Raw genomic sequence first — 20,379 nt, 5'->3', positions numbered from 1 at the left:
GGTCAGCGAATCGGCGTCGTGCGCGGCACGTGCAGCACCGCATCGAAAGCCGATGCCGCCTCGCGGAGCACCGCCGGACTCCCGGTGGTTCCTGCACCGGCCAGGTCCAGCAACCCGCCGCCCTCGACGACGGGCAGTAGTCGCTCCGGATGGGCGTCCAGCCACCTGCTCAGCAGCTCATAGTCCCCCAGCGGGAATCGGACGGTCGGGTCCTCGGCCGACCAGAACGCACCCACGGTCCGCACCGGAACACCTCCTCCTGCGACGAGCTGCGCAGCCAGCGACCCGGGCACCCGCCGATCGAGGTGCCCCGTCTGCTCGAAGAGCAGGACTCGTGTGCCCTCATGGCGCTCGAACACCTCCATCAGTGTGACGAACTGAGCGCCGTCCCTGCCGGCCAGTTCCCGGTGATCGCCTCCGCCGGTTAGGTGGGTCGTGAGCAGTGCGGCCAGCCTGCGCGCATGCTGCCGATCGGCCCGGTGCTGCAGCGAATTCGGGTCGACGCCAGCACCGGCATACATCTCCAGTCCGTAGATCCGCACGCGATCGCGCGGCGCACGGGTCGAGTTGTGCGCGCGCACGAAACGCAACATGGCGGCGTTCTTCGCGAGGGGACGTGCCGACCAGGACCAGACGCTGCGGATCACCTCGTCGTCGGGATCGTCGGGGCCGTCGCCGAGGACGTAGGCGTCGGCCAGGCGGGACCGCGCGAAGCTGGTCTCCAGCGCCAGCACCATCGGCTCGCCGCTCTGCATCAGCTGCGAAAGGACGGCGTTACGCGCATCCAGGTACTCCGCCCGCAGGTGAATCCCTTCGCCCCACGCCAGGACCCGCGCATCACGCCACAGCTGCCCACAACAGTCCCGCGCTTCCGGAGCCAGCCGCGGGAGGGCCAGCTCGATCAGGACGATGCCTTGCCGTCCGCCGCCTTGCTGAGCAGCGGCAGGTAGCGGTCCAGCATCCACGGCAGGCTCAGCACGGTGACGGAGCTCGTGGCGAAAACCATTGCGGGGTCGGTGATCGGGACGTAACCGTGTCGCCGTACCGCCGGCATACGCTTGAACAGCGGGCTGCCCTCGAGAGACTTCTGCACACCGGAGCTGAGATACCAGGAGACCAGCACGTCCGAGTCGATGGTGTCGAGCCGCTCGAGGCTGAGCGGCACGGCGAACGACGTGCCGCTCTTGGGCATCGACGAGGAGATGGTGAAGCCGAGCTCCTTGAGCAGTTGCACCCGTGAGTCGCTCGCCAAGTAGAGGTTGAAGGAGTCGGTGGCGGTGCCGGAGCCGAATGCGACTGTCTTGCCACGGAATTCGGGGTGGTCGGCCCGGGCCTTGCTGATCAGCGCGTTCGTGGACTTCTCCAGCGCCGCAGCCTCAGAGGTGCGCCCGAGCGCCTTGCCGACGATGCCGATCTGGTCCTGCCATGAAGTCTGCCAGGCAACACCCGGGTAGCCGACGGTCGGAGCGATGTGGTTGAGCTGGCTCCACTCGGTCTTGGTCAGGCCAGAGTCGACCGCGAGGATCACGTCTGGGTGCAACGCCGCGATCTGCTCGTAAGGCACCTTGTCCGAGACGTAGTTGATCAACTCCGGCTTGCTAGTGCCGAGCTTCGCCTTGTCCCACGGCAGGATTCCCGTGTTGTTGCCGGTGTTGCCGGTCATGTCCTGCATGCCGACCGGCTTGACACCGAGAGCGAGCGCGGCGTCTTGACTGCCCCAGCCGATCGCGACCACCCGCTGCGGCTGCTTCGTGATCGTCGCCGTCCCGACCGAAGAGTCGATCGTCACCGGGAACGCCGCGCTCGGACTCGTCGTTCCGATGCTCGACGTTCGCGGGGAGGACGAGCCCGACGAGGAACTCGACCCACAACCCGCGAGGGCGAGCGCGGCAATGCAGGCGGTGGGCACGGAGAGCGTTCGGATCATTCGCATAAGGTTAGCCTAACCTTAGTGTACGACGCCTGGCTACCGGGCTTCCCCCGACGAGCAGGCCGCCGCGGACGGGACAGGCAGGTGTCGGCCTATCCGACCAGGTGCGGCTTCTCCACCATCCCGGTGACCTCGCCGACACTCTGTATGCCGAGTCGCCCCAACGAATTCCGCAGTTGCACCAGCTGGGGATCCAGCGCGGCGCGAGTGCTGCGCAGGCGCCGTACGCCACGGAGATCATCGCGGGCCGTGCTGGCGATGTGCACGCGGCTGTCCGGGTCGTCATACCAGTCGACCGGGACCTCGTGGATGCGCAGGCTGCACCATTCGGCGAGGACGAGTAGCTCGGTGTCGAAGAACCAGGAGGTGTCCTGCACGAGCGGCAGCAGCCGACGCGCGACATCGCCACGGATCGCCTTGAACCCGCACTGCGCATCGGAGAACCTGGCGTGCAGTGTCCGGTGCAGAATGAAATTGTAGCTGCGAGAGATAAATTCGCGTTTCGGACCGCGAACGACGTGCGCGCCACGCGCCAATCGCGAGCCGATGGCGAGGTCGGAGTGACCCGAGAGCAACGGCGCGATCAACGGAAACAACGCGCTCAGATCGGTGGACAGGTCGACATCCATATAAGCCAGCACGAAGGCCTCGGACTGCAGCCAGGCATGTTTCAGCGCACGACCACGGCCCTTGCGAGTCATCACGCGCACGCGCACCTGCGGATAAGTGCTCGCGAGCTGCCGGGCGACACGCAGCGTGCCGTCCGTCGACGCGTTGTCGACGATCGTGATCCGGAACGGATACGGCAGCTCGGTGTCGAGCATCCGCCATACCGTCTCGACACTCGCCGCCAGCACGTGCTCCTCGTTGTAGACCGGGATCACCACGTCGAGCACGACGGGCGCGAACCCCTGATCCGGCACGCGGTGGGTGTCCGGAAGTCCTTCTGCCGGAAACTGTCTCATCATCGTTGCCTTCCTGGTCACTTGCTCGACGTCGAGCTGGTAGGCCGCGTCAGGTCGTAGAACGTGCTGCCGCCGATCGTGACCTTTGTGAAGTGGGCCTCCACCCAGGTCGCGATCTCCTGCGCAGCGTTGGATCCGCCCATCTGCTGCCCGCCGACCCCGCCGGCGACGAAGTAGTGGATCTTGCCGGCCTTCACGTATGCCTGGAACTGCGCCAGCGTCGGTGAGTTGTCACTCCCGTTGAAGCCGCCGATGGGCATCACCGGCTGCCGCGTAGCCAGCTGGAGCCCGGCCGCGTTGTTGCTGCCGATCGCGGCTGCGACCCAGGTGTACTTGCCGGCGTTCGCCTCCAGCGCGGCCACGACTGCCGTGCTCGGGGTGGTGGCGTTCAGCAGACCACCCATGCCGCCGCGGGACTGCGTGCCGCGTTGGGCGTTTCCGGTTGTGCCTCCCGGCATACCGCCTGTGCCGCCGGTCGTGCCGCCGGGGACGGCGCCTGCCATGCCGCCACGCAGGATCGCTCCGCCGCGTGCCGCCGTCTGCCGGCCACCCGGCGCACCGCCGCCGAAGCCGCCCATGCCACCGGGTCCGGCGGTCGGGATCGAACCGGTGTGCGCCGAGTCCACCGTGCTCCAGGTGTATGCCGCCGGGCCGGCCAGGCCGGCCGCAATCGCTGCCGCGAGCACCAGCGGAATTGCCTTGTGGTGCAACCAGTTCAGCGCCAGCAGGAGGAAAGCTGCGGCCATACCGACGGCCAGGATGGAGATCCGCAGCCAGTCGCCATACGCCGTCGTGCGCGTGAGCAGGATGAAGGACCAGGTTGCCGCCGCGGCGGTCGCCGCGGCCAGCGTGATCGAGCCAACCGGGCTGTGCCGGTGCTCCCACGCCTCACGCGCGCCCATCCCGACCAGCGCCGCGATCGCCGGAGCCAGCGCGACGGTGTAGTACTGGTGGAAGATGCCGGCCATGAACGAGAACGTCAGCCCGGTCACCAGCAGCCAGCCGCCCCAGAGCAGGTATGCCGCACGCCGGTTGTCGGTCCGTGGCGCTCGTCCGCGGAAGATCAGTCCCATCGCCAGCAGGATGAGCGCGGCTGGGATCAGCCAGGAGACCTGACTGCCCACCTCGTCGCCGAACATCCGGGTGATCCCGGTCGACCCCCACATACCTCCACCGGCACCGCCACCACGGCCACCCCCGCCGACGGATCCGGTCTCGTTGCCGTTCAGCCGGCCGAAACCGTTGTAGCCGAAGGTGAGGTTCCAGAACGAGTTGTCCGTGCTGCCACCGATGTACGGCCGTGCACTGGCCGGGACGAGCTGCACGATGAGCACCCACCAGCCGCCGGCCAGGATCATCGCGCCTAGCCCGGCCAGCAGTCCGAGGATGCGGCGCACCAGGCCGGTGCGGCCCGCGACCAGGTAGGCGATCGCGAAGAACGGGATCACCAGGAAGACCTGCAGGGTCTTGGTCAGGAAGCCCAGGCCGAGGAAGACGCCGACCAGCACCATCCAGCGGATCGAACCCTTCTCGATCGCCTTCATGGTCGCCCACGCGCCGAGGGTCATCAGCAGCACCAGCAGGGCGTCCGGGTTGTTGAAGCGGAACATCAGTGCCGCAACCGGTGTCAGCGCCAGTGTTGCCCCGGAGATGAGTCCGGCGGCCGGGCCGAAGTGCCGCCGGACCATCACGTAGAGGAGGCCGACCGTCGCGACACCCATCAGCACCTCGGGCATGAGGATCGCGAAGGAGTTGAGCCCGAAGACCCGCACGGACAGCGCCATTACCCACAGCGAGGCCGGCGGCTTGTCCACGGTGATCGAGTTCGCCGCATCCGAGGAGCCGAAGAAGAACGCCTCCCAGTTGACCGAACCTGCCTGCACCGCAGCGGAATAGAACGAGTTGGCCCAGCTGCTCGCCGTGAGGTTGTAGAAGTAGAGGATGGCGGTCGCGATCAGCAGACCGAAGGATGCCGGGCGCGCCCACGAGGGATCCTCGGCATGTCCCCGCCAGAGCCGCGTCATACGCCCGCTGCCCGCGCCATTGACGCATCGGGCGACGCCGGTCGGCGGCCCACTACGGACGGGGCGATCTGAGGTCCGCAGTTCCGCGGTGGCTGTATCCATGACAGACACCGTGGCCGCGCTGGTTATGGGCATCCTGTGGCGCGCACCAGGCCGGACCGTGAGCGATCGGGGTGGCCAGAAAGTTGCCAGCACGGGCAGCGATCGCGCAAAGCGCCTGCACAGCGGGCGGCGCGATGTTCGTCTCCTGACACGCACGCTTTCGGACCAGTGAGGATTCCACGGTATGACGAACCGGCCCCCGCAGCCACCCGAGCAGAACGGAGACCCGGCCGGATGGCCGGCTGCTTCCGTGCCGCCCGCCCCGATGTATGGCGCCGGGAACGCTCCGGCGCCGCCGGGCGCCGCGCCGCCCGCTCCGGCGACGTCGCCGGCCTTGCGCCAGCCGCGCTGGTCCGGCAAGAAGACCGCGGTCGTCGCGGCGCTCGCGATCGGCCTTTCCTCGGCCGGGGCGATCACCGCGTCCGCTGCGGTGCCGCAACATTCCGGCGACGGGGACGGTTTCGGCGGCCGAGGCGGTTTCGGCAACTTCCGGCAGTTCGGCGGGGGACGAACGGGCGGCTTCGGCACCACCCAGCAACAGGGCGGCACCAGCGACCGTCGCGACGCTCGGGACCGGTCGGGTGACAGCGGGTTCGGGGGCAGCGGGTCGGGCTCGGGCGGTCAGGGTTCCGGAGGCAGCGGCTCCGGCGGTGGGATGCCTGGGGCACCTGGATCCGGCAGCCAGGGCGGCGCGCCAGGTGCGGGCACGTCCGGCAAGACGACGTAACCCTCAACCGTCGAAGGTTACGTACACCCTCGGCGCGTTTCCCGTCCCCAAACCTCGACCGTCGAAGGTTGCGTACGCCCTACAGCTGCGCGATGGCCTCCGCGATCGGGACATCGCCGTTGTTGAACTGCACGAACGCGCCGACGGCGTGCGGGGCCGGCAGCAGCGCCGCGACCACAGCGGCGACGTCGGCACGGGTGACGCTGCCCGAGGAGAGATGGCCGTCCGCGTTGACGGCGATGCGACCTGTTGGCGGGTCGTCGGTCAGCCGGCTCGGCCCGGCGATGGTCCAGGCCAGGCCGGTGCCACGCAGGTATTCGTCGGCAGCCGCCTTTGCCTCGGCATACGCGTGGAACGAATTATCTTGCGGCACACCGTGATCGGGCGACGCACCGAAATAGGAAACCATCAGATAGCGCTCGATGCCGGCCGCCACCGCGGCGTTCATGCTGCGGATCGCCGCATCGCGGTCGACCGCGTAGGTGCGAGCCGGGTTGCCGCCGCCGGCACCCGCGGACCAGACGACGGCGTCCGCGCCGGTGATCAGCTGGGCGATCGCGGGAACGTCGAGATGCTCCACGTCGGCGACCACCGGTTCGGCTCCGGTCGCCGCAACCTCTGCCGCGTGATCCTCGTTGCGGAACAGGGAACGCACCGAATGCCCTTGCCTGACAAGGTCGTCCGCGAGTAGCAGGGCGACCTTGCCGTGTCCGCCGATGATGGCAACGGTGCTCACGAACGGGCCTCACCGTCACCGCGCGGCCCCGGCTTGGCGAATCGCGCCCGCAATTTGTCCAGCGCCGGCGGCACGGGAGTCGTCCCCTTGCCGACCCGCTTGCCCGCGGTCAGCATCGCGCGGTCGTAAACCGGCCGGGCGAAGCGCTTCGCGGCGTAGGCGATGTGCCCGTCGCGGTCGGTGAGGATGATGAACTTGCCTGCCTTCATGCCCGCAAACGCAACGGCGGCAACCTGATCCGCCGATCGCGGCGCCTTGGTGATCATCTCGGTGCCACTTGCTTCCATGTCGACGTCCTTGCCGCCGAACGACTCAGCGAGGTTGGTGCGGAAGAACGACGGACAGATGACCGACACCGTGATGCCCGACGGCGCGAGCTCCGACCGCAGGGTCTCGCTGATCGCCACGACGCCCGCCTTCACCGCGTTGTATGACGCCATCGCCGGCGCGTGCACCAAGCCGGCCAGCGACGCGGTGTTGACGATCTGACCGCTGCCCTGCTGCTTCATCATCGGCACGAAGGTGTGACAGCCGCGCGCGACGCCGAGCAGGTTGATGTCGACGATGCGCCGCCATTCGTCCATGTCGGCCACGTCGATGCGTCCGCCCGCCGCGATGCCGGCGTTGTTGATCAGCACGTCGAGCCCGCCATACGTGCTCTCGACCCAGTTGCGGGCAGCGTCCCAGTCCTCGTCCTTGCTGACGTCGAGTCGCAGGTAGTCGACACCGGGCGGCAGCGAGCCCTCGGGCGCCGCTGCGTGAACGTCACCGACGAGCACGCGGGCAGCATCGGCAACCAGCAGCTTCACCAGCGCCTGACCCAGCCCGGAACAGCCGCCGGTCACCAGGACACGGGCGGCGGCATACGAGCAGGACGATTTCGTGGCAAGAAGACCCATGCCGCCACCTTAGACGTGCCTACCGGTGAGTAACCAGGGTCACTGCAACAGCGCGCGGATGTCCTCGGGCGTGATGGCCCCACCGGGCCCGCCGTCTCCATCGACGACCTTCTCGAAAAGCTCGCGCTTACGTTCTTGCAGCGCCACGACCTTCTCCTCGATCGTGCCCGCACTGACCAGCCGGTAGACCATGACCGGCTTGTCCTGCCCGATGCGGTGCGCCCGGTCGATCGCCTGCGCCTCGGTGGCGGGGTTCCACCACGGGTCGAGCACGAAGACGTAGTCGGCCTCGGTGAGGGTCAGCCCGACTCCGCCTGCCTTCAGCGAGATCAGGAATGCCGCGTCGTCCCCGGTCTTGAAGCCGTCGATCACCTTTTGCCGGTTGCGGGTGCGCCCGTCGAGGTATGACGTCGACAGTCCCGCCGCCGTCAGTGCATCGCGGGCAAGCCCGAGGAACGACGTGAACTGGCTGAAGACGAGGGCGCGATGGCCTTCGGCGGCCAGCTCGCCCACGTGCTCGACCAGCAGTGCGAGCTTGGCAGAGGTCTCGGCGGCATTGCTCGGGACGTCGTCGACCAGCCGCGGGTCGAGCGCCAGCTGCCGCAGCCGGGTGAGAGCGGCGAGGATCGCGACCCGGTTGCTGTCCGGGTCCTCCAGCAGACCGAGAACCCGCTGCCGCTCGCGCTGCAGATGCCGGTCGTAGGTCTGCCGGTGCTTGGCCCCCAGCTCCACCAGCTGCACCTGGATCTGCTTCGGCGGCAAGTCGGCGGCGACCTGCTCCTTGGTGCGGCGCAGCATCAGTGGCCGGATCCGCTGGCGCAGCTGGCCGAGCAGCTCGGGAGCCTGGCCCCGCTCGATCGGCTTGCGATAGCGCTCCTGGAAGAAGTCGGGCCGGGGATAGAGACCGGGCGCCGCGAGTGCGAGCATCGACCAGAGGTCCATCAGCGAGTTCTCCAGCGGGGTGCCGGTCACTGCGAGCGTGAACGGCGCACCGATGCGCTTGGCCGCCTGGAACGTCTTCGACTGGTGGTTCTTGACCCACTGCGCCTCATCGAGGACCAGGCCGTTCCACTTCGCCGCAGCGAACTGTTCGGCGTCCAGCCGGAGGACGGCGTATGACGTCACGACCAGCTGCGCGTCACCGATGGCCTCCGACACGGTTGTCCCCCGGCGCCGGCTGGTTTCGGCGAGCGTCACCACCCGCAGTTCGGGCACGAAGCGCGCGGCCTCGCTCACCCAGGTGCCAACCACCGAGCTCGGCGCGACGACCAGCACCGGGATCCCGAGTTCGCCTTCCTCCCGGGCCCGCGCCAGTAAAGCGAGGGTCTGCAGCGTCTTGCCCAGGCCCATGTCGTCGGCGAGCACGCCGCCGAGAGCGCAATCCCACAGCGCGGCCAGCCAGGTGAATCCTTCGAGCTGGTAGCCGCGCAGCGTGGCCCGCAACGACGCGGGGACGCTGGGGGCGGTGAATCGGTCGAGCCCGCGGACCCGCTCCAGCTGCTGCGCCCAGCGCTCGCTCTGCTGGTCGACGACGCCGAGTGCCTCCAGCTCCTCCCACAGACCGACGTGGAACCGGTTGAGCGACAGGCCTTCTCGCTGCCTGTCGGCGATCTCGCGCGCTTCGGCGATCAGCCGCTCCAGCTGGCGCAACTCGGGACGGTCCAGACTGAACCAGGTGCCGGACAGCAGCAGCATCGCCTCGTCACCACGGGCCAGTGCCGCGAAGAGTTCCGCGAAGGGCACTTCCTCACCGTCGATGGTCACGCTGACGTGCAGATCGAGCCAGTCGTTGTCCTCCGAGTCGGTCGCACCGACGGTGATCAGCGGAGCGGCCTCGCTCTCCTCGAAGCTGGGCAGCTGCGTCGTGACGACCAGCTCCAGGTCGTCGGTGTCCTCCAGCTCGGCGAACTGCTCAATGAAACGCACGGCCGGCCAGCCGCGCAGCACGCTGTGGCCGATCGGCCACCAGCCGAGACCACCGACGAGCTCCATCAGGCCGAGGTCGTCCAGCAGGCCTTCGAGCCGGCCCACCAGGGCATGCTCGGCAGCCCGGTCGCGGGTGCGGTCGTAGACGTCGAGGGCAACGGGTTTTGCGTGCTTGCCGGCGTAGAGCATCTCGGCGACGACCTCGACGGCGTGCGCTTCGGGCGAACTCAGCGTCAACCGCAGACGCAGCGGCTCGGGTGCGCGGACCGGGACACCGTCACCGGGCACGACGTGCAGCTGCCGGGTGAGGCGTGGGTAGTAGAGGTCGCGGAACTCCTCGGCGTCCTCGGCCGGCACGTCGATCGGGCCGCTCAGCAACAGCGCGCGGGCAACGGGACTCAGCGGAGCGTCGAGGGCGGCGAGAGTGATGGAGCCGTCGGGTCGCACGTGCGCGATGCCGTGCCCGGGATCGCCGAGCACGACGACTTCTCCCGGCACGTCCACCAGGCCCAGCACACTGGCGGTGCCACGCAGCGACCCGTCGTCCTGCTCGGTGAAGTCGGCCACGATGTGCGCCGGATCGGTGGCGAGGTGCACCTCGGCCTTCTCGTCGTATGACGCGAGCAGCTCGACGCCTGCCGCCATACAGTCGCGAAGCACGGGCCACACACCGGCGTGGCTTTCGTCGAGCTGCACGGACGGCGCGGCGGCGACCCACGCGTTTCGCCTGCCGGTGGCGACGTCGCGCAGCGCGGTGAGCGCGTCGGCCTGGGCCACGTGGAACCGGCGCCGGACCCGGTTGAGCCCGATCTCGTCCCAGGAGGTCTGCTTGGACCAGCGATCGGCCTTCGTGCGGTGTGCCGGAGTCAGCGCGATGCGGGTAACCCGGTGCCGGCCCCTCAGCTCATGGCCGACGGACACGCGCAGCCCCAGGTGAACTCCGTCGTCGCTGCGATCCGGCTGCGGCGGCTCGAGCTGCTCCTGGACGAACCGGCGCCACGCAGGCACCTCGGCCGTGCCGCCACCGAGCTGATCGCGTGCGGTGAGAAGCGTCGCCGCGACGTGCTTGCACTCGGTGGCCATAGGGCAGGAGCACCGCGAATGCCACTCGGGCGAGCCGTCGTGGTCCTCCATCCTGGTCACCATCACCGTGTAGGGGCGCGCCCGGTTGCCTTCGACAGTCGCCAGCAGCAGCCGACCCTGGTCGCCAACGTTGATCGACTGCACGCGCTCGGAGTCGGCATACAGCTCGGCCCGGCCGACGGTGAGCTGACCCATGCGTTCGACGAGTTGCTCCGGCGTCACGCGGCGCACCCACTCGGCGCCACGCAACTGCAGCTCTGACGTGTTAACCACGTCACGACGGTAGCCGCCGGGTCCGACAGCCGCGAGCCTCGGCCACCTGCCTGTGTACGACGCGAGCGCCCGTCCGGGGATGGGCGCCAGAGGCATCGACAGTCTCAGCTGTGGACACGACTTTGAGGAACACAGCAGTCCATCGGATACTCGGCGTATGCGGAGGACACAGAGTGCGGTCGGCCTGGGCCTGGCGATCGTCGTGATGCTCGGCATCCTCGGGTTGTGGCTGTGGGGCAAGCCGCGCGCTTCGGTCCCGCTGCCCACCGCCCAGACATCACCGAGTTCGGTCGTGATGACTTTTGCCAAGGCGCTGAACGACCGCGATTTCCCGACCGCCAAGGAGATGGTGGTCGGCGACCGGGTGGGCGTCGACGCCGGGTGGTGGGACCTGCACGGACCACGCATCGAAGACCTGGAGATCACCAGGACGGGCCCGGTGACCGCCGGCAGCACGTGCGGGAGCCCGCCTGCCTCCGCGTGGAAGCAGTGCGTCGAGGTCGACACGCTGTCCACCTTCCGGCACGTCAAAGGTATGACGAAGGGCAACAAGCCCGACCGCGAGAGGTGGTCCTACTTCCTCGTCCGCACGAACAGTTCCGAGCGCTGGCGGATCCTCGACTGGGGCAAGGCCTAGCCGGGAGCGGGTGCGCGGCGTCGCGCCTCCGTGACGCCCGAGTATGCCGAGCGCGCGCCATACCGCTCGCTGGGCATGCTCGGGCGGCACCGGACGCGGCTCAGCCTTCGTCCTCGATCGCCGGGCGGTCCGTCCAGCCGAAGCGGACATCGCGGAAGGTCACCAGGTCCTCGTGGTCATCGTCGTGGCCGCGACTGACGGTGAGCCACCGATCCCAGACTTCGCCGAGTTCGCTGCGGAACTGGGCGAACTCGGCATCGGTAAGGTGCAGCCGCACATCGTGATTGACCGACGTTCCCGCATCGCTCACCGCGACCCCCAGCCACTCGTCGACTGCCGCATGGGTGTGTGCGCCGATCGTCCGGACGAGATCGCGTGCGACGGCGACCGCCGACTCGTCCTCGGAGCCGCCGGTCAATCGAAACCCGTCCCGGTTCGTCGATCGCCACCACTTCTCTCGCCGATCCGAACCGTGCTCGGTGTCCCGCTCGACGAACCCGTAGCGCTCCATCTGGCGCAGGTGGAAGCTGACCGAGTTCGCCGGCACACCGAGCGCCTCGGCCAGATCCGTCGCCCGGGCCGCCGGGCGGTCGGCGAGTTCGTGGAGCAACCGCATCCGGAGGGGATGGCTCAGTCCCTGCCACCTCTTGGGATCGGTGACGTCGGTGGGTCGGTGGCTGCGCGGCACGGTGGCCAGCCTAGCAAGTAATTTGCGCACCTTTATTGCGCAAATTATTTGCTTGAACTAGGTTCGGCTCCATGGAGTCCGACGCTGCCTCGGCTACCGCCCCTTCAGCCAGCCAGTCCACACGGCCGCGACTGTGGTCGTTGCCGGGCTGGCGTGTCGGGTTCCCCGCGTCGCTCGTGTCCCGGCTGGGCGACTTCGTCTTCGACATCACCGTCGTGCTGTGGATCAGCACCGAGATCGCTCCGGGCCGGTCCTGGACTCCTGCAGCGGTCAGTGGTGTGCTCATCGCGGCCGCCGCCCCCGTGCTGTTCGTCGGCCCGCTCGCGGGTGCCTACACCGATCGCTACGACCGCCGCCGGGTGCTGCTCGTGAGCAACACGGTGCAGGCCGCGGCGGTGGGCAGCCTGTTGCTGGTTCCGCCGCTGAGCAGCACGCTCGGGCTGATCGGCCAACTCAGCTGGATCTACTGCGCGGTGATGGTGACCAACGCCGCCGGCCAGTTCTTCATGACCGCCCGGAGTGTGATGATCGCCGCCACGATCCCGGAGCAGTTGCGAAACCAAGCGTTCGCCGAACAGGGCGCGGCCAACCGAACGCTCGCGATCATCGGTCCGCCCCTGGCAGCACCGTTGATGTTTACCGCGGGCGTGGACTGGGCACTCGGCATCAATGCACTGTCGTTCCTGGTGGCCACCTGGTTGCTGGCGCGGGTCCGCTGGGAATCCGAGCCGAATCCGGCGACCGCCGAACTCGGACTCGCCGAGTCGATGCGGCAGGGCGCTCGCGTCGTCCTCCGCACGCCCGTGCTCCTGGCAATCGGGATGGCGATCGTCATCGCCATGATCGGCGCAGCCGCGCTCAACGTCCTCGAAGTCTTCTTCGTCACCAACGCGCTGCACCAGCGAGCATCGATGCTGGGCATCCTGTCGATGTGCGACGCCGTAGGCATGGTTCTCGGCTCGCTGGCCGCGCCCCGGCTCGCCCTCCGCTGGCCCGCCGGACAGCTGATCGCGATCGGGCTCCTGGTTTCCGGAGTCACACTGATCGCCTATTCGCGTTGCACCACCCTTCCGCCGGCCCTCGTGTTCTACGCGCTCATCGGCGTGCCGGTCGGGATGATCAACGTGCTGATCTCACCGCTGTGGATGAAATCGGTCGCGCCCGAGTTGCTCGGACGATCGCTTGCCTGGCTGAACGCGGTGAGCACCGCAGCAAATCTGGTATCGATGGCCGCGGCGGGCTGGCTGGTCAGCACCGTGCTGCGCGGCCTCGACGTCCACTTCGCCGGCGCGCGATTCCGGCCGGTGGATTCGGTGTTCACTGCCGCCGGCGTCATGTTCATCGTCGGCGGTCTGGTGGTCTTCCCGATCCTGCGCCGCGAAGAGGCTCCCGGGTAAGCACGCGCGATTGCGAGCGTCCGAGTATGCCGAGCGCGCGTCATACCGCGCGCTGGGCATACCCCGCGGCGATACCCGTCACTTCGGCACGTGGCGCTCCAGTTCGCGCAGCCACGCCGAAGCGTTGCCGTCGCTGGGCGCCCGCCAGTCACCGCGCGGGGAGAGCGCACCGCCGGAGACAACCTTGGGACCGTTCGGCAGTGCAGAGCGCTTGAACTGGCTGAACGCGAAGAACCGCCGGATGAACAGCTCCAGCCACGACCGGATCTCCGGCAGCGCATAGGCGACGCGACCATCCTCCGGGAACCCCTCGGGCCAGTCCCCGGCGGCGACGTCGTGCCACGCATGCCAGGACAGGAACGCGATCCGGCTGGGCCGGAAGCCGAAGCGCAGCACATGGAAGAGGTTGAAGTCCTGCAACGCGTAGGGCCCGATCGCCGCCTCGGTCGACTGCGGCTTCTCCCCTTCTGCGGCCGGCACCAGCTCCGGGCTGATCTCCGCGGCCAGGATGGTGCGCAGCGTCCGCGCAGTGACTTCGTCGAAATGTCCGGCGCCGATGACCCAGCGGATCAGGTGCTGGATCAGCGTCTTCGGGATGCCGGCGTTGACGTTGTAGTGCGACATCTGGTCGCCCACGCCATACGTGCACCAGCCGAGGGCGAGCTCGGACAGGTCGCCGGTGCCGAGGACGATCCCGTTCTCCTGGTTGGCGATCCGGAAGAGATAGTCGTAGCGCAGCCCGGCCTGGACGTTCTCGAAGGTCACGTCGTAGACCGGCTCGCCGGCGCCAGCCGGGTGGCCGAGGTCGCGCAGCATCTGCGTCGCAGCGGGCCGAATGTCCAGCTCCTGGAAGGAGACTCCCATCGCCTGCGCCAAGTCGGTGGCGGCCGATTTGCTGGCCGTGCCGGTTGCGAAACCAGGCATCGTATAGGCGAGTACGTCGGTGCGCGGGCGGCCCAGCTCGTCCATCGCCCGGGCCGCGACGAGCAGCGCATGGGTCGAGTCGAGGCCGCCGGAGACACCGATCACGACCTTGGGGCCGCCGATCGCGACCAGTCGCTGCTTGAGGGCCGAGACCTGGATTGTGTAGGCCTCGTAGCAGTCCTGCGCGAGATGCTCCGGATCGTCCGGCACGAACGGGAAGCGCTGCAGCTTGCGGCGCAACCCGATTTCCGTGGTCGGTGCACCCAGCCGGAAGCTGACCGTGCGAAAGGCGCTGACATCGCTGAAAGTTCGGGCATTGTCCGCCAGCGATCCATCCCGTAGCCGCTCCTGCCGGATGCGGTCCAGGTCGACGTCGGCGACCGTGCGAGCGGCCTCCCGAGGAAAGCGTTCGCCCTGGCCCAGCAACGTGCCGCACTCGTGGATCATCGTCATCCCGTCCCAGGAGAGATCGGTGGTGGACTCGCCATACCCCGACGCTGCGTAGACGTATGCCGCGAGGCACCGCGAGCTCTGCGCCTGCGCGAGCGCCCGGCGATCGGCCGCGCGGCCGACGGTGATCGGGCTGCCGGAGATGTTGACCAGCAGGTTCGCGCCCGCGAGCGCCGCGAGCGACGACGGAGGGATCGGCACCCACATGTCCTCGCACACCTCGACGTGCACAGCCAGTGACGGCAGATCCGACGCGGCGAAAAGCAGGTCCGGACCGAACGGGACCGAGCCGCCGTCGATCGTGATCGACCCGCCACGCTGGTCGTCGCCCGGCGCGAAATAGCGCTTGTCGTAGAACTCCCGGTAGGTCGGCAGGTAGCTCTTCGGCACGACTCCGAGCACGCGCCCCCGATGGATGACCACTGCACAGTTGTAGACCCGCAACCCCTTGCGCAGCGGCGCGCCGACGATCACCAGCGGCAGTAAGTCCGTTGTCGCAGTGGCAATCTCGCCAATTGCGGCTTCCACCTCATCCAGCACCACGTCCTGCAGCACCAGGTCGTCGATCGCATATCCGGTGAGCGACATCTCCGGAAAAGCCGCCACCGCAACCGAATCCGCGTTGCACGCCTGCACCTGCTCGATGATCGTCGCGGCATTGGCCGAGGGGTCCGCGATCGCGGTCGGCACGGTGCACGCCGCCACCCGCGCGAAGCCCTGGTCGTATGCCGAGAAGAAGTTCATGACGCCAGTGTCTCAGCCGGGCGGGCGACGGCCCCGCCATACCCGCGGGCCACCCGCGTGATCGAGCCGCGGCGTAGCCTGCTGCTGTGCGTGAGGAAACACTGGAGGCACCCGAGGGCGTCCTCGTCATACCCGAAAATCACTGTGGCACAGGAGTTCTCACGGTTGCTGGATCGAGTGGTCGGGTCGACGACGACCGGGCGCGCGTGTTCGCGGCGCACGGTGCGCTGGCCATGTCGATCCGCTGGTTCGGCGGGCCTGGCCAGCCCGAGGGGCCGCGGCTGGTGCCGTTGGAGACGTTCATCGCCGCACTGGACCGGCTTGCGCCGGAGTGCGACCGGCTGGTGATCGCGGGGACGTCGTTCGGGGCGGAGGCGGCGTTGCTCGTTGCGTCATACGACGAAAAGGTCGACGGCTGCATCGGATTCGCGCCGACGCCGGTCGCGTGGAGCTACATCGACCCGGACGGCTCCCAGGTGTCGCACTGGTCGTATGGCGGGCGGCCGGTGCCCGCCATACCGTTCGACCTGAGCTGGGAGCCGGACGCAGACCCGCCGGCATATGTCGACTTCTATCGGCAGAGCCTGCGCGTCGCAGATGCGGCGGTCGTCGCGCGCGCCGCGATCGCCGTCGAGCGCATCGGGGAGGTGCTCGTGGTCGCCGGCGGCGACGACCAGGTCTGGCCGTCGGTCGACTTCGCCCGGCAGATCGTCTCCCGGCGCGAGCAGCACGGCCTACCGACCGACGCAGTCACGCTGTCCGAGGCGGGACACCGCACCGTGCTACCCGGCGAGCAGGTCGTGGCGGCTGGCGGAACCTTCCAGCGCGGTGGCACCGACGAGACCAACCGCGCGCTCGGCCGGCTCGCCTGGCCGAGCATCCGCCGCATCCTGCGCCTCCCCTGATCGAGAGGCACAGAACCGTCACGAGCGGCACACTTGAACGGCCACATTTCGTGTGCCGCTCGATCCGGATGTGTGCCGCTCAATCACGAGGAGCGTCAGCGGCGTGACTGGAAGACCGGTTGCTCGCGCTGCAGCCCTGCTTTCCGCGCGATCGTGAAGTTGGCGCCCAGCAGGAGCCTGGCCTGCTCCCAGCGCTCCCGGGTGAAGGTGCGCCGCGCCGACATCGTCCAGGTGCGGTCGAAGAGGCGCTTGGCTGCGACCAGGGCATCCGGTGATCGCTGCGCCAGCGACGCGGCGAGTGCGCGGGCTGCGCCATACGGCTGCGGATCGACCTGACCGACCAGCCCGATCTGCGCCGCCTCCGTGCCGCTGATGATCTCGGCGGTCATCGTCAGGCGCTTCGCAGTCTCGATGCCGACCAGCTCAGACAGCGCCTGCACGCCGGTCATGTCGGGGATGAGACCCCATTTTCCTTCCAGGACAGACCATTTCGCGTCCGGCGCGGTGACCCGCAGGTCTGCGCTGAGCGCAATCTGCAGGCCGCCGCCGTAGCAGTGGCCGTGCACGGCGGCCACCACGGGCACCGGGACCCGCCGCCATGCCCAGCACGCCTCCTGAAACAGATTCGTGCTGCGCCACGGCCGCGGCAGCAGGCCCAGCGGCAGCTGCTTCGGGTCCGCAGTGACCGTCTTGAAGTCGAGGCCCGCGCAGAACGAGGTACCGTTCCCCGACAGTATGACGGTGCGAATCTCCTTGTCCGAGCGCAACTTCCGGGCAACGGAGGCCAGCTCGCGGAGCATGGGAAGCGTCAGGCCGTTCAGCTTCTCCGGGCGGTCCAGCCGGACATCCGCGATGCCATCGGCCACCGTCACCTCGATGTTGTTGCTCATCCGCCGATGGTAGGCGGCAAGCTCACGAGTGCTCGGCGAGCCTGCGCAACTGCTCCTCCTGGCGGCGGTGCACGCCACCTTCGTACGCGACGACCGTCACGAACGGCGCGCACATTGTCAGCAGCAGGCTGATCCAGATCGGCGCACCACCGCCCGCGAGGGCGACCGCAGCGACCAGGAGGACCGCGGTGACCGTCAGGTTGACCAGATGGACCTTGTCAAGGCGATCCATCAGGACGTCGTGCAGGAGGTAGATCCCGGCAAGATAAACGGCCACCGGCACAGCCAGCAGCGTCACGGCGCCGGCTTCGGACAGCTGCGACTCCCCCTCTAGGAACAGCCCCAGGATGTGCAGGCCCGCACCCGTCCCGGCGATCGCCATGAAGACGACGATATGGCCATAGCCGAAGAGATAACCGTATGTCGGCCGGTGCTGCAGGAAGCTGCCGAACGGCATCATGAAATAGACCCACCACATGCCGAAGGTGAGTCCGATGCCGGCGATCACGACCGCAATGGCGTTCCCGCTCCAGGTGTCTCCCGAAGCACCGCCGAGCAGCCCCTGGGACGACGCGATGGTGCCGACGATGCCCTCGCCGAGGGTGATGATGGCCAGCGCGCTGTACCGCTCCGCAATGTGCTCCGGGTGCCAGGGCGTGCCGTTGGCCCCGCCTTGGGCGAGCACCGGGATGAGCAGTTCGCCGACGCCGAGGCAACCGCCGATCACCACGGTCACCGGCAGCGACATGGGCACGAAGGCGAAGATCACCCAGCCGATCTGCACGACGAGCATCCAGCGGATGTTGCGCAGCGCGACCGTCCGGAAGCGCTGAGACTGCTGTGCGGCCCGCCACCAGTGCACCGCGAGAGGGACACGCATCACGACATACCCGATCACCATCAGTTTGGTGTCGACGTGATGACCCTCTTCGACCGAATGGAACATCGGCCGCAGGCCCAGGGCGAAGACGACGACGCCGACCATGGTCAGCATGGTGAGCACCCGGTAGAGCCAGTCGTCGGTGTCGAAGGCGGACGCGAACCAGGTGAAATTGATCCAGGCAATGCAGACGGCGAACATCGCGAAGAGGAACGCAGCGACCCCTTTGCCGAGGTGACCGGACGCGGCCATCTCAGCGAAACTGGCCGCGCACGTCCCCACCGCGACGGCGAAGATCAGGTCGAAGAGCAGTTCGAGCGGCGTCGCGACCCGGCCCTCCTCGTGCGGGTCGCGTCCGCGCATCGGGATCAGCCGGCTGCGGAACGACTCATGCGACTTCCCGGTCATGGTCGCTCGCCTACTCGCTGCTTCATGCCAGGCATCCTCTCAGCCCGGCATGGCGCGCGCCCGCCTCAGTCGCCCGGCTGGATGGCGACCGGCCGGCCGTTCTCCCAGGTGTATGGCGTCATCTCGGTCAGACCTGGCGCGTATGCGTGAATCGTCACGGCATACCCGTCGCCGACGTTGGTCAGGCTGTGCGCGGTGCCGGCTGCCACCGCCGCGTCGTCACCGGGGCGGAGTTCGAGCCAGTGCTCGGAACCACCCCGCCACTGCACGTCGATCAGCTCACCTTCGACGACGACCATGGCGCCGTCGGCTGCGCCGTGGTCATGCCAGTCCGTGCTTGCCCCGGGCGGCCAGGTCATCACCCACACCTCGAGGTGCGGGGTGTGGGTCAGCTGGTGTCGCTTGCGCTCTGCACCGCTGCGCTCGATGGTCCGGGCCACGCCGGCTTCATGGGCGAAAAGGCGCGCCATCCGGACCAATTGGTCCTTGGTAAAATCTCGAACGCCGGGTGAAGTGGTGGTCATCGAAGTCTCCGTTGAGGTGAGCGGGTTGCGCCGCCTTGGGCGCGGTGGTCTGCGTCGAGCTGAGCGAGGGTCGGCTCAAAGTCGGCAGACATGCCACGACGTCATGCGACGCTGAATGGCGCGGCGCATGCTCGGCGTGACGTGCGAAGACATGCCATCAGCAGAACATGCCGACCACCGCTTTGCCAACTACAAATCCGGACGTCTTGTTTATTGAGACATCTGTCCACCTAGTGGACGGGCCGGAATCGCGCCGCCGGAAGGTTCTGCGGTGATCGTTCGTTGGACATAGCAGCGGCAGTATCCGATCGGTGCTGTCCGACCAAGGAGCGGGAGAGCATGGCAACCAAGACCCTCACGACCGACACCTTCGCCGAGGAGGTCCAGTCCGACGGCATCGTCCTGGTGGACTTCTGGGCGGACTGGTGCGGCCCCTGCAAGATGTTCGCGCCGATTTTCGAGAAGGCATCCGACGGCAATCCGGACATCACCTTCGGCAAAGTCGACACCGAGGCCGAACCCGCGCTCAGCCAGGCGCTGCAGATCACCTCGATCCCGACGCTGATGATCTTCCGCGACGGCATCCGCGTCTTCGCGCAGGCGGGCGCACTCCCCGGGCCGGAGCTGGAGTCGCTGATCGACCAGGCTCGCAAGCTGCCGATGGACGAGATCCGCAAGCAGGTGGAGGCGGAGCAGGCAGTGCGTCAGACCGACCAGCAGGAGTGACCGCGTACCCGCTCAAACGTCGGGACCGCCGGGATTGCAGCGGGCGTCATACAACTGCTGGGCAGAGACAACCGGTCGCCACGGCTCGAGGTTCCAGCTGCGCTTCCCCGGGTCGGCGATCCGGGCGAACTCCCAGTGACACTCGAATTGCGCTCGCATTCCTGGTGTTCCGGCGTTGGGGGCAAGGCGAAGCACCTCGTGCCACGCTTCCGATTCAGCGCCGGGCGCCTGCGTCGACCGACCGTTCGCGGTCGGATAGACCTGCAGGCTACGGCCGCTGGGCAGGCTGACCCACACGGCTTTCAAGATGTATGGCGCAGGCGCGTCGGCGGAAGCTGTCGGGGCCGAGCCACCGGTGTGTGATCTCGCCGTCGGCGAGGTCGGTCCCGCGGTGGTCGCGGCACTGGCCGAGATCGCCGAAGCGTCCGGGTCGATGCCAGGGCTGTGGCCGGCCGCCCCGCACGCTGTGACAGCGCCCAGCAGCAGGAGCGTCATACCCAGGCGGACACGGGACATGCCGCCATTCTCCGACAGTCACCGG

18 protein-coding genes are annotated in these 20,379 nt (G+C 68.3%); 5 read left to right on the top strand and 13 right to left on the bottom strand.

The window, feature by feature from the left end; genetic code table 11:
- Positions 1-2: 2 nt before the first annotated feature.
- From EFY87_RS15835 to EFY87_RS15820, 4 genes are all read right to left on the bottom strand, one after another.
- Positions 3-965, bottom strand: coding sequence for an erythromycin esterase family protein (locus EFY87_RS15835; RefSeq protein ID WP_123272459.1), 963 nt, complete (start codon positions 963-965; stop codon positions 3-5).
- Positions 902-1,789, bottom strand: coding sequence for an iron-siderophore ABC transporter substrate-binding protein (locus tag EFY87_RS15830; RefSeq protein WP_220093667.1), 888 nt, complete (start codon positions 1,787-1,789; stop codon positions 902-904). Before EFY87_RS15830 ends, EFY87_RS15835 begins: the two co-directional genes overlap by 64 nt.
- Positions 1,790-2,022: 233 nt before the next feature.
- A complete protein-coding gene (locus tag EFY87_RS15825) occupies positions 2,023-2,898 on the bottom strand; it encodes a dolichyl-phosphate beta-glucosyltransferase (protein ID WP_220093666.1) in 876 nt (291 codons plus the stop codon).
- Between the two features lie 14 nt (positions 2,899-2,912).
- Positions 2,913-5,021, bottom strand: coding sequence for an ArnT family glycosyltransferase (locus EFY87_RS15820; protein WP_123272457.1), 2,109 nt, complete (start codon positions 5,019-5,021; stop codon positions 2,913-2,915).
- A gap of 184 nt (positions 5,022-5,205) precedes the next feature.
- Here EFY87_RS15820 and EFY87_RS15815 point away from each other — a divergent pair, with 184 nt between their 5' ends.
- Positions 5,206-5,748 carry a hypothetical protein gene (locus EFY87_RS15815; RefSeq protein ID WP_123272456.1) on the top strand — a complete coding sequence of 181 codons (543 nt, stop codon included), beginning with the start codon at positions 5,206-5,208 and terminating at the stop codon, positions 5,746-5,748.
- Positions 5,749-5,827: 79 nt separating this feature from the next.
- On the opposite strand, the gene EFY87_RS15810 is transcribed toward EFY87_RS15815, so the two are convergent.
- The 3 genes from EFY87_RS15810 to EFY87_RS15800 are packed head-to-tail and all read right to left on the bottom strand — an operon-like array spanning position 5,828 to position 10,665.
- Positions 5,828-6,484, bottom strand: coding sequence for an NAD(P)H-binding protein (locus EFY87_RS15810; RefSeq protein WP_123272455.1), 657 nt, complete (start codon positions 6,482-6,484; stop codon positions 5,828-5,830).
- A complete protein-coding gene (locus EFY87_RS15805) occupies positions 6,481-7,383 on the bottom strand; it encodes an SDR family NAD(P)-dependent oxidoreductase (protein ID WP_123272454.1) in 903 nt (300 codons plus the stop codon). The genes EFY87_RS15810 and EFY87_RS15805 overlap by 4 nt, the downstream gene beginning before the upstream one ends.
- A gap of 39 nt (positions 7,384-7,422) precedes the next feature.
- Positions 7,423-10,665: a DEAD/DEAH box helicase gene (locus EFY87_RS15800; RefSeq protein ID WP_245988696.1), complete on the bottom strand. Its 3,243-nt coding sequence runs from the start codon at positions 10,663-10,665 to the stop codon at positions 7,423-7,425.
- A 157-nt stretch (positions 10,666-10,822) separates the two neighbouring features.
- On the opposite strand from EFY87_RS15800, the gene EFY87_RS15795 reads away from it, so the two are divergent.
- On the top strand, positions 10,823-11,302 hold the full coding sequence (locus EFY87_RS15795; RefSeq protein WP_123272453.1) for a hypothetical protein: 480 nt from the start codon (positions 10,823-10,825) through the stop codon (positions 11,300-11,302).
- Between the two features lie 100 nt (positions 11,303-11,402).
- Here EFY87_RS15795 and EFY87_RS15790 read toward each other — a convergent pair whose 3' ends face one another.
- Positions 11,403-11,990: a helix-turn-helix domain-containing protein gene (locus EFY87_RS15790; RefSeq protein ID WP_148043369.1), complete on the bottom strand. Its 588-nt coding sequence runs from the start codon at positions 11,988-11,990 to the stop codon at positions 11,403-11,405.
- Between the two features lie 71 nt (positions 11,991-12,061).
- Between EFY87_RS15790 and EFY87_RS15785 the strand changes: the two genes are divergently transcribed.
- Positions 12,062-13,387, top strand: coding sequence for an MFS transporter (locus EFY87_RS15785; protein ID WP_123272451.1), 1,326 nt, complete (start codon positions 12,062-12,064; stop codon positions 13,385-13,387).
- 78 nt (positions 13,388-13,465) lie between these two features.
- On the opposite strand, the gene EFY87_RS15780 is transcribed toward EFY87_RS15785, so the two are convergent.
- On the bottom strand, positions 13,466-15,505 hold the full coding sequence (locus EFY87_RS15780; protein WP_123272450.1) for an NAD(+) synthase: 2,040 nt from the start codon (positions 15,503-15,505) through the stop codon (positions 13,466-13,468).
- A gap of 86 nt (positions 15,506-15,591) precedes the next feature.
- Here EFY87_RS15780 and EFY87_RS15775 point away from each other — a divergent pair, with 86 nt between their 5' ends.
- Positions 15,592-16,410 carry an acyl-CoA thioester hydrolase/BAAT C-terminal domain-containing protein gene (locus tag EFY87_RS15775; protein WP_148043368.1) on the top strand — a complete coding sequence of 273 codons (819 nt, stop codon included), beginning with the start codon at positions 15,592-15,594 and terminating at the stop codon, positions 16,408-16,410.
- 95 nt (positions 16,411-16,505) lie between these two features.
- Here the strand turns inward: EFY87_RS15775 and EFY87_RS15770 are convergent, their stop codons facing one another.
- The 3 genes from EFY87_RS15770 to EFY87_RS15760 form a co-directional block, all read right to left on the bottom strand.
- A complete protein-coding gene (locus tag EFY87_RS15770) occupies positions 16,506-17,300 on the bottom strand; it encodes a crotonase/enoyl-CoA hydratase family protein (RefSeq protein ID WP_123272448.1) in 795 nt (264 codons plus the stop codon).
- A 22-nt stretch (positions 17,301-17,322) separates the two neighbouring features.
- Positions 17,323-18,588 carry a low temperature requirement protein A gene (locus EFY87_RS15765; RefSeq protein WP_220093665.1) on the bottom strand — a complete coding sequence of 422 codons (1,266 nt, stop codon included), beginning with the start codon at positions 18,586-18,588 and terminating at the stop codon, positions 17,323-17,325.
- Between the two features lie 65 nt (positions 18,589-18,653).
- Positions 18,654-19,112 (bottom strand): cysteine dioxygenase, encoded by a 459-nt coding sequence (locus tag EFY87_RS15760; protein ID WP_123272447.1) that lies wholly within the window; start codon positions 19,110-19,112, stop codon positions 18,654-18,656.
- Between the two features lie 339 nt (positions 19,113-19,451).
- On the opposite strand from EFY87_RS15760, the gene trxA reads away from it, so the two are divergent.
- Positions 19,452-19,838 carry a thioredoxin gene (trxA, locus tag EFY87_RS15755; RefSeq protein WP_123272446.1) on the top strand — a complete coding sequence of 129 codons (387 nt, stop codon included), beginning with the start codon at positions 19,452-19,454 and terminating at the stop codon, positions 19,836-19,838.
- A 12-nt stretch (positions 19,839-19,850) separates the two neighbouring features.
- Here trxA and EFY87_RS15750 read toward each other — a convergent pair whose 3' ends face one another.
- Positions 19,851-20,354: a DUF2599 domain-containing protein gene (locus EFY87_RS15750; protein WP_220093664.1), complete on the bottom strand. Its 504-nt coding sequence runs from the start codon at positions 20,352-20,354 to the stop codon at positions 19,851-19,853.
- Positions 20,355-20,379: the final 25 nt, after the last annotated feature.

It is taken from the genome of Flexivirga caeni (assembly GCF_003724155.1).
Lineage (GTDB): Bacteria > Actinomycetota > Actinomycetes > Actinomycetales > Dermatophilaceae > Flexivirga > Flexivirga caeni.
Note: the sequence above shows the minus strand (reverse complement) of the source record. Positions and strands in the feature narration are given on the sequence as shown.

Bases quoted from the DNA above. Each gene is read 5' to 3' on its own strand.
- EFY87_RS15770 (WP_123272448.1), bottom strand. From the start codon at position 17,300: ATGAGCAACAACATCGAGGTGACGGTGGCCGATGGCATCGCGGATGTC.
- trxA (WP_123272446.1), top strand. From the start codon at position 19,452: ATGGCAACCAAGACCCTCACGACCGACACCTTCGCCGAGGAGGTCCAG.
- EFY87_RS15795 (WP_123272453.1), top strand. From the start codon at position 10,823: ATGCGGAGGACACAGAGTGCGGTCGGCCTGGGCCTGGCGATCGTCGTG.
- EFY87_RS15825 (WP_220093666.1), bottom strand. From the start codon at position 2,898: ATGATGAGACAGTTTCCGGCAGAAGGACTTCCGGACACCCACCGCGTG.
- EFY87_RS15820 (WP_123272457.1), bottom strand. From the start codon at position 5,021: ATGGATACAGCCACCGCGGAACTGCGGACCTCAGATCGCCCCGTCCGT.
- EFY87_RS15805 (WP_123272454.1), bottom strand. From the start codon at position 7,383: ATGGGTCTTCTTGCCACGAAATCGTCCTGCTCGTATGCCGCCGCCCGT.
- EFY87_RS15750 (WP_220093664.1), bottom strand. From the start codon at position 20,354: ATGTCCCGTGTCCGCCTGGGTATGACGCTCCTGCTGCTGGGCGCTGTC.
- EFY87_RS15785 (WP_123272451.1), top strand. From the start codon at position 12,062: ATGGAGTCCGACGCTGCCTCGGCTACCGCCCCTTCAGCCAGCCAGTCC.
- EFY87_RS15765 (WP_220093665.1), bottom strand. From the start codon at position 18,588: ATGACCGGGAAGTCGCATGAGTCGTTCCGCAGCCGGCTGATCCCGATG.
- EFY87_RS15760 (WP_123272447.1), bottom strand. From the start codon at position 19,112: ATGACCACCACTTCACCCGGCGTTCGAGATTTTACCAAGGACCAATTG.
- EFY87_RS15815 (WP_123272456.1), top strand. From the start codon at position 5,206: ATGACGAACCGGCCCCCGCAGCCACCCGAGCAGAACGGAGACCCGGCC.
- EFY87_RS15780 (WP_123272450.1), bottom strand. From the start codon at position 15,505: ATGAACTTCTTCTCGGCATACGACCAGGGCTTCGCGCGGGTGGCGGCG.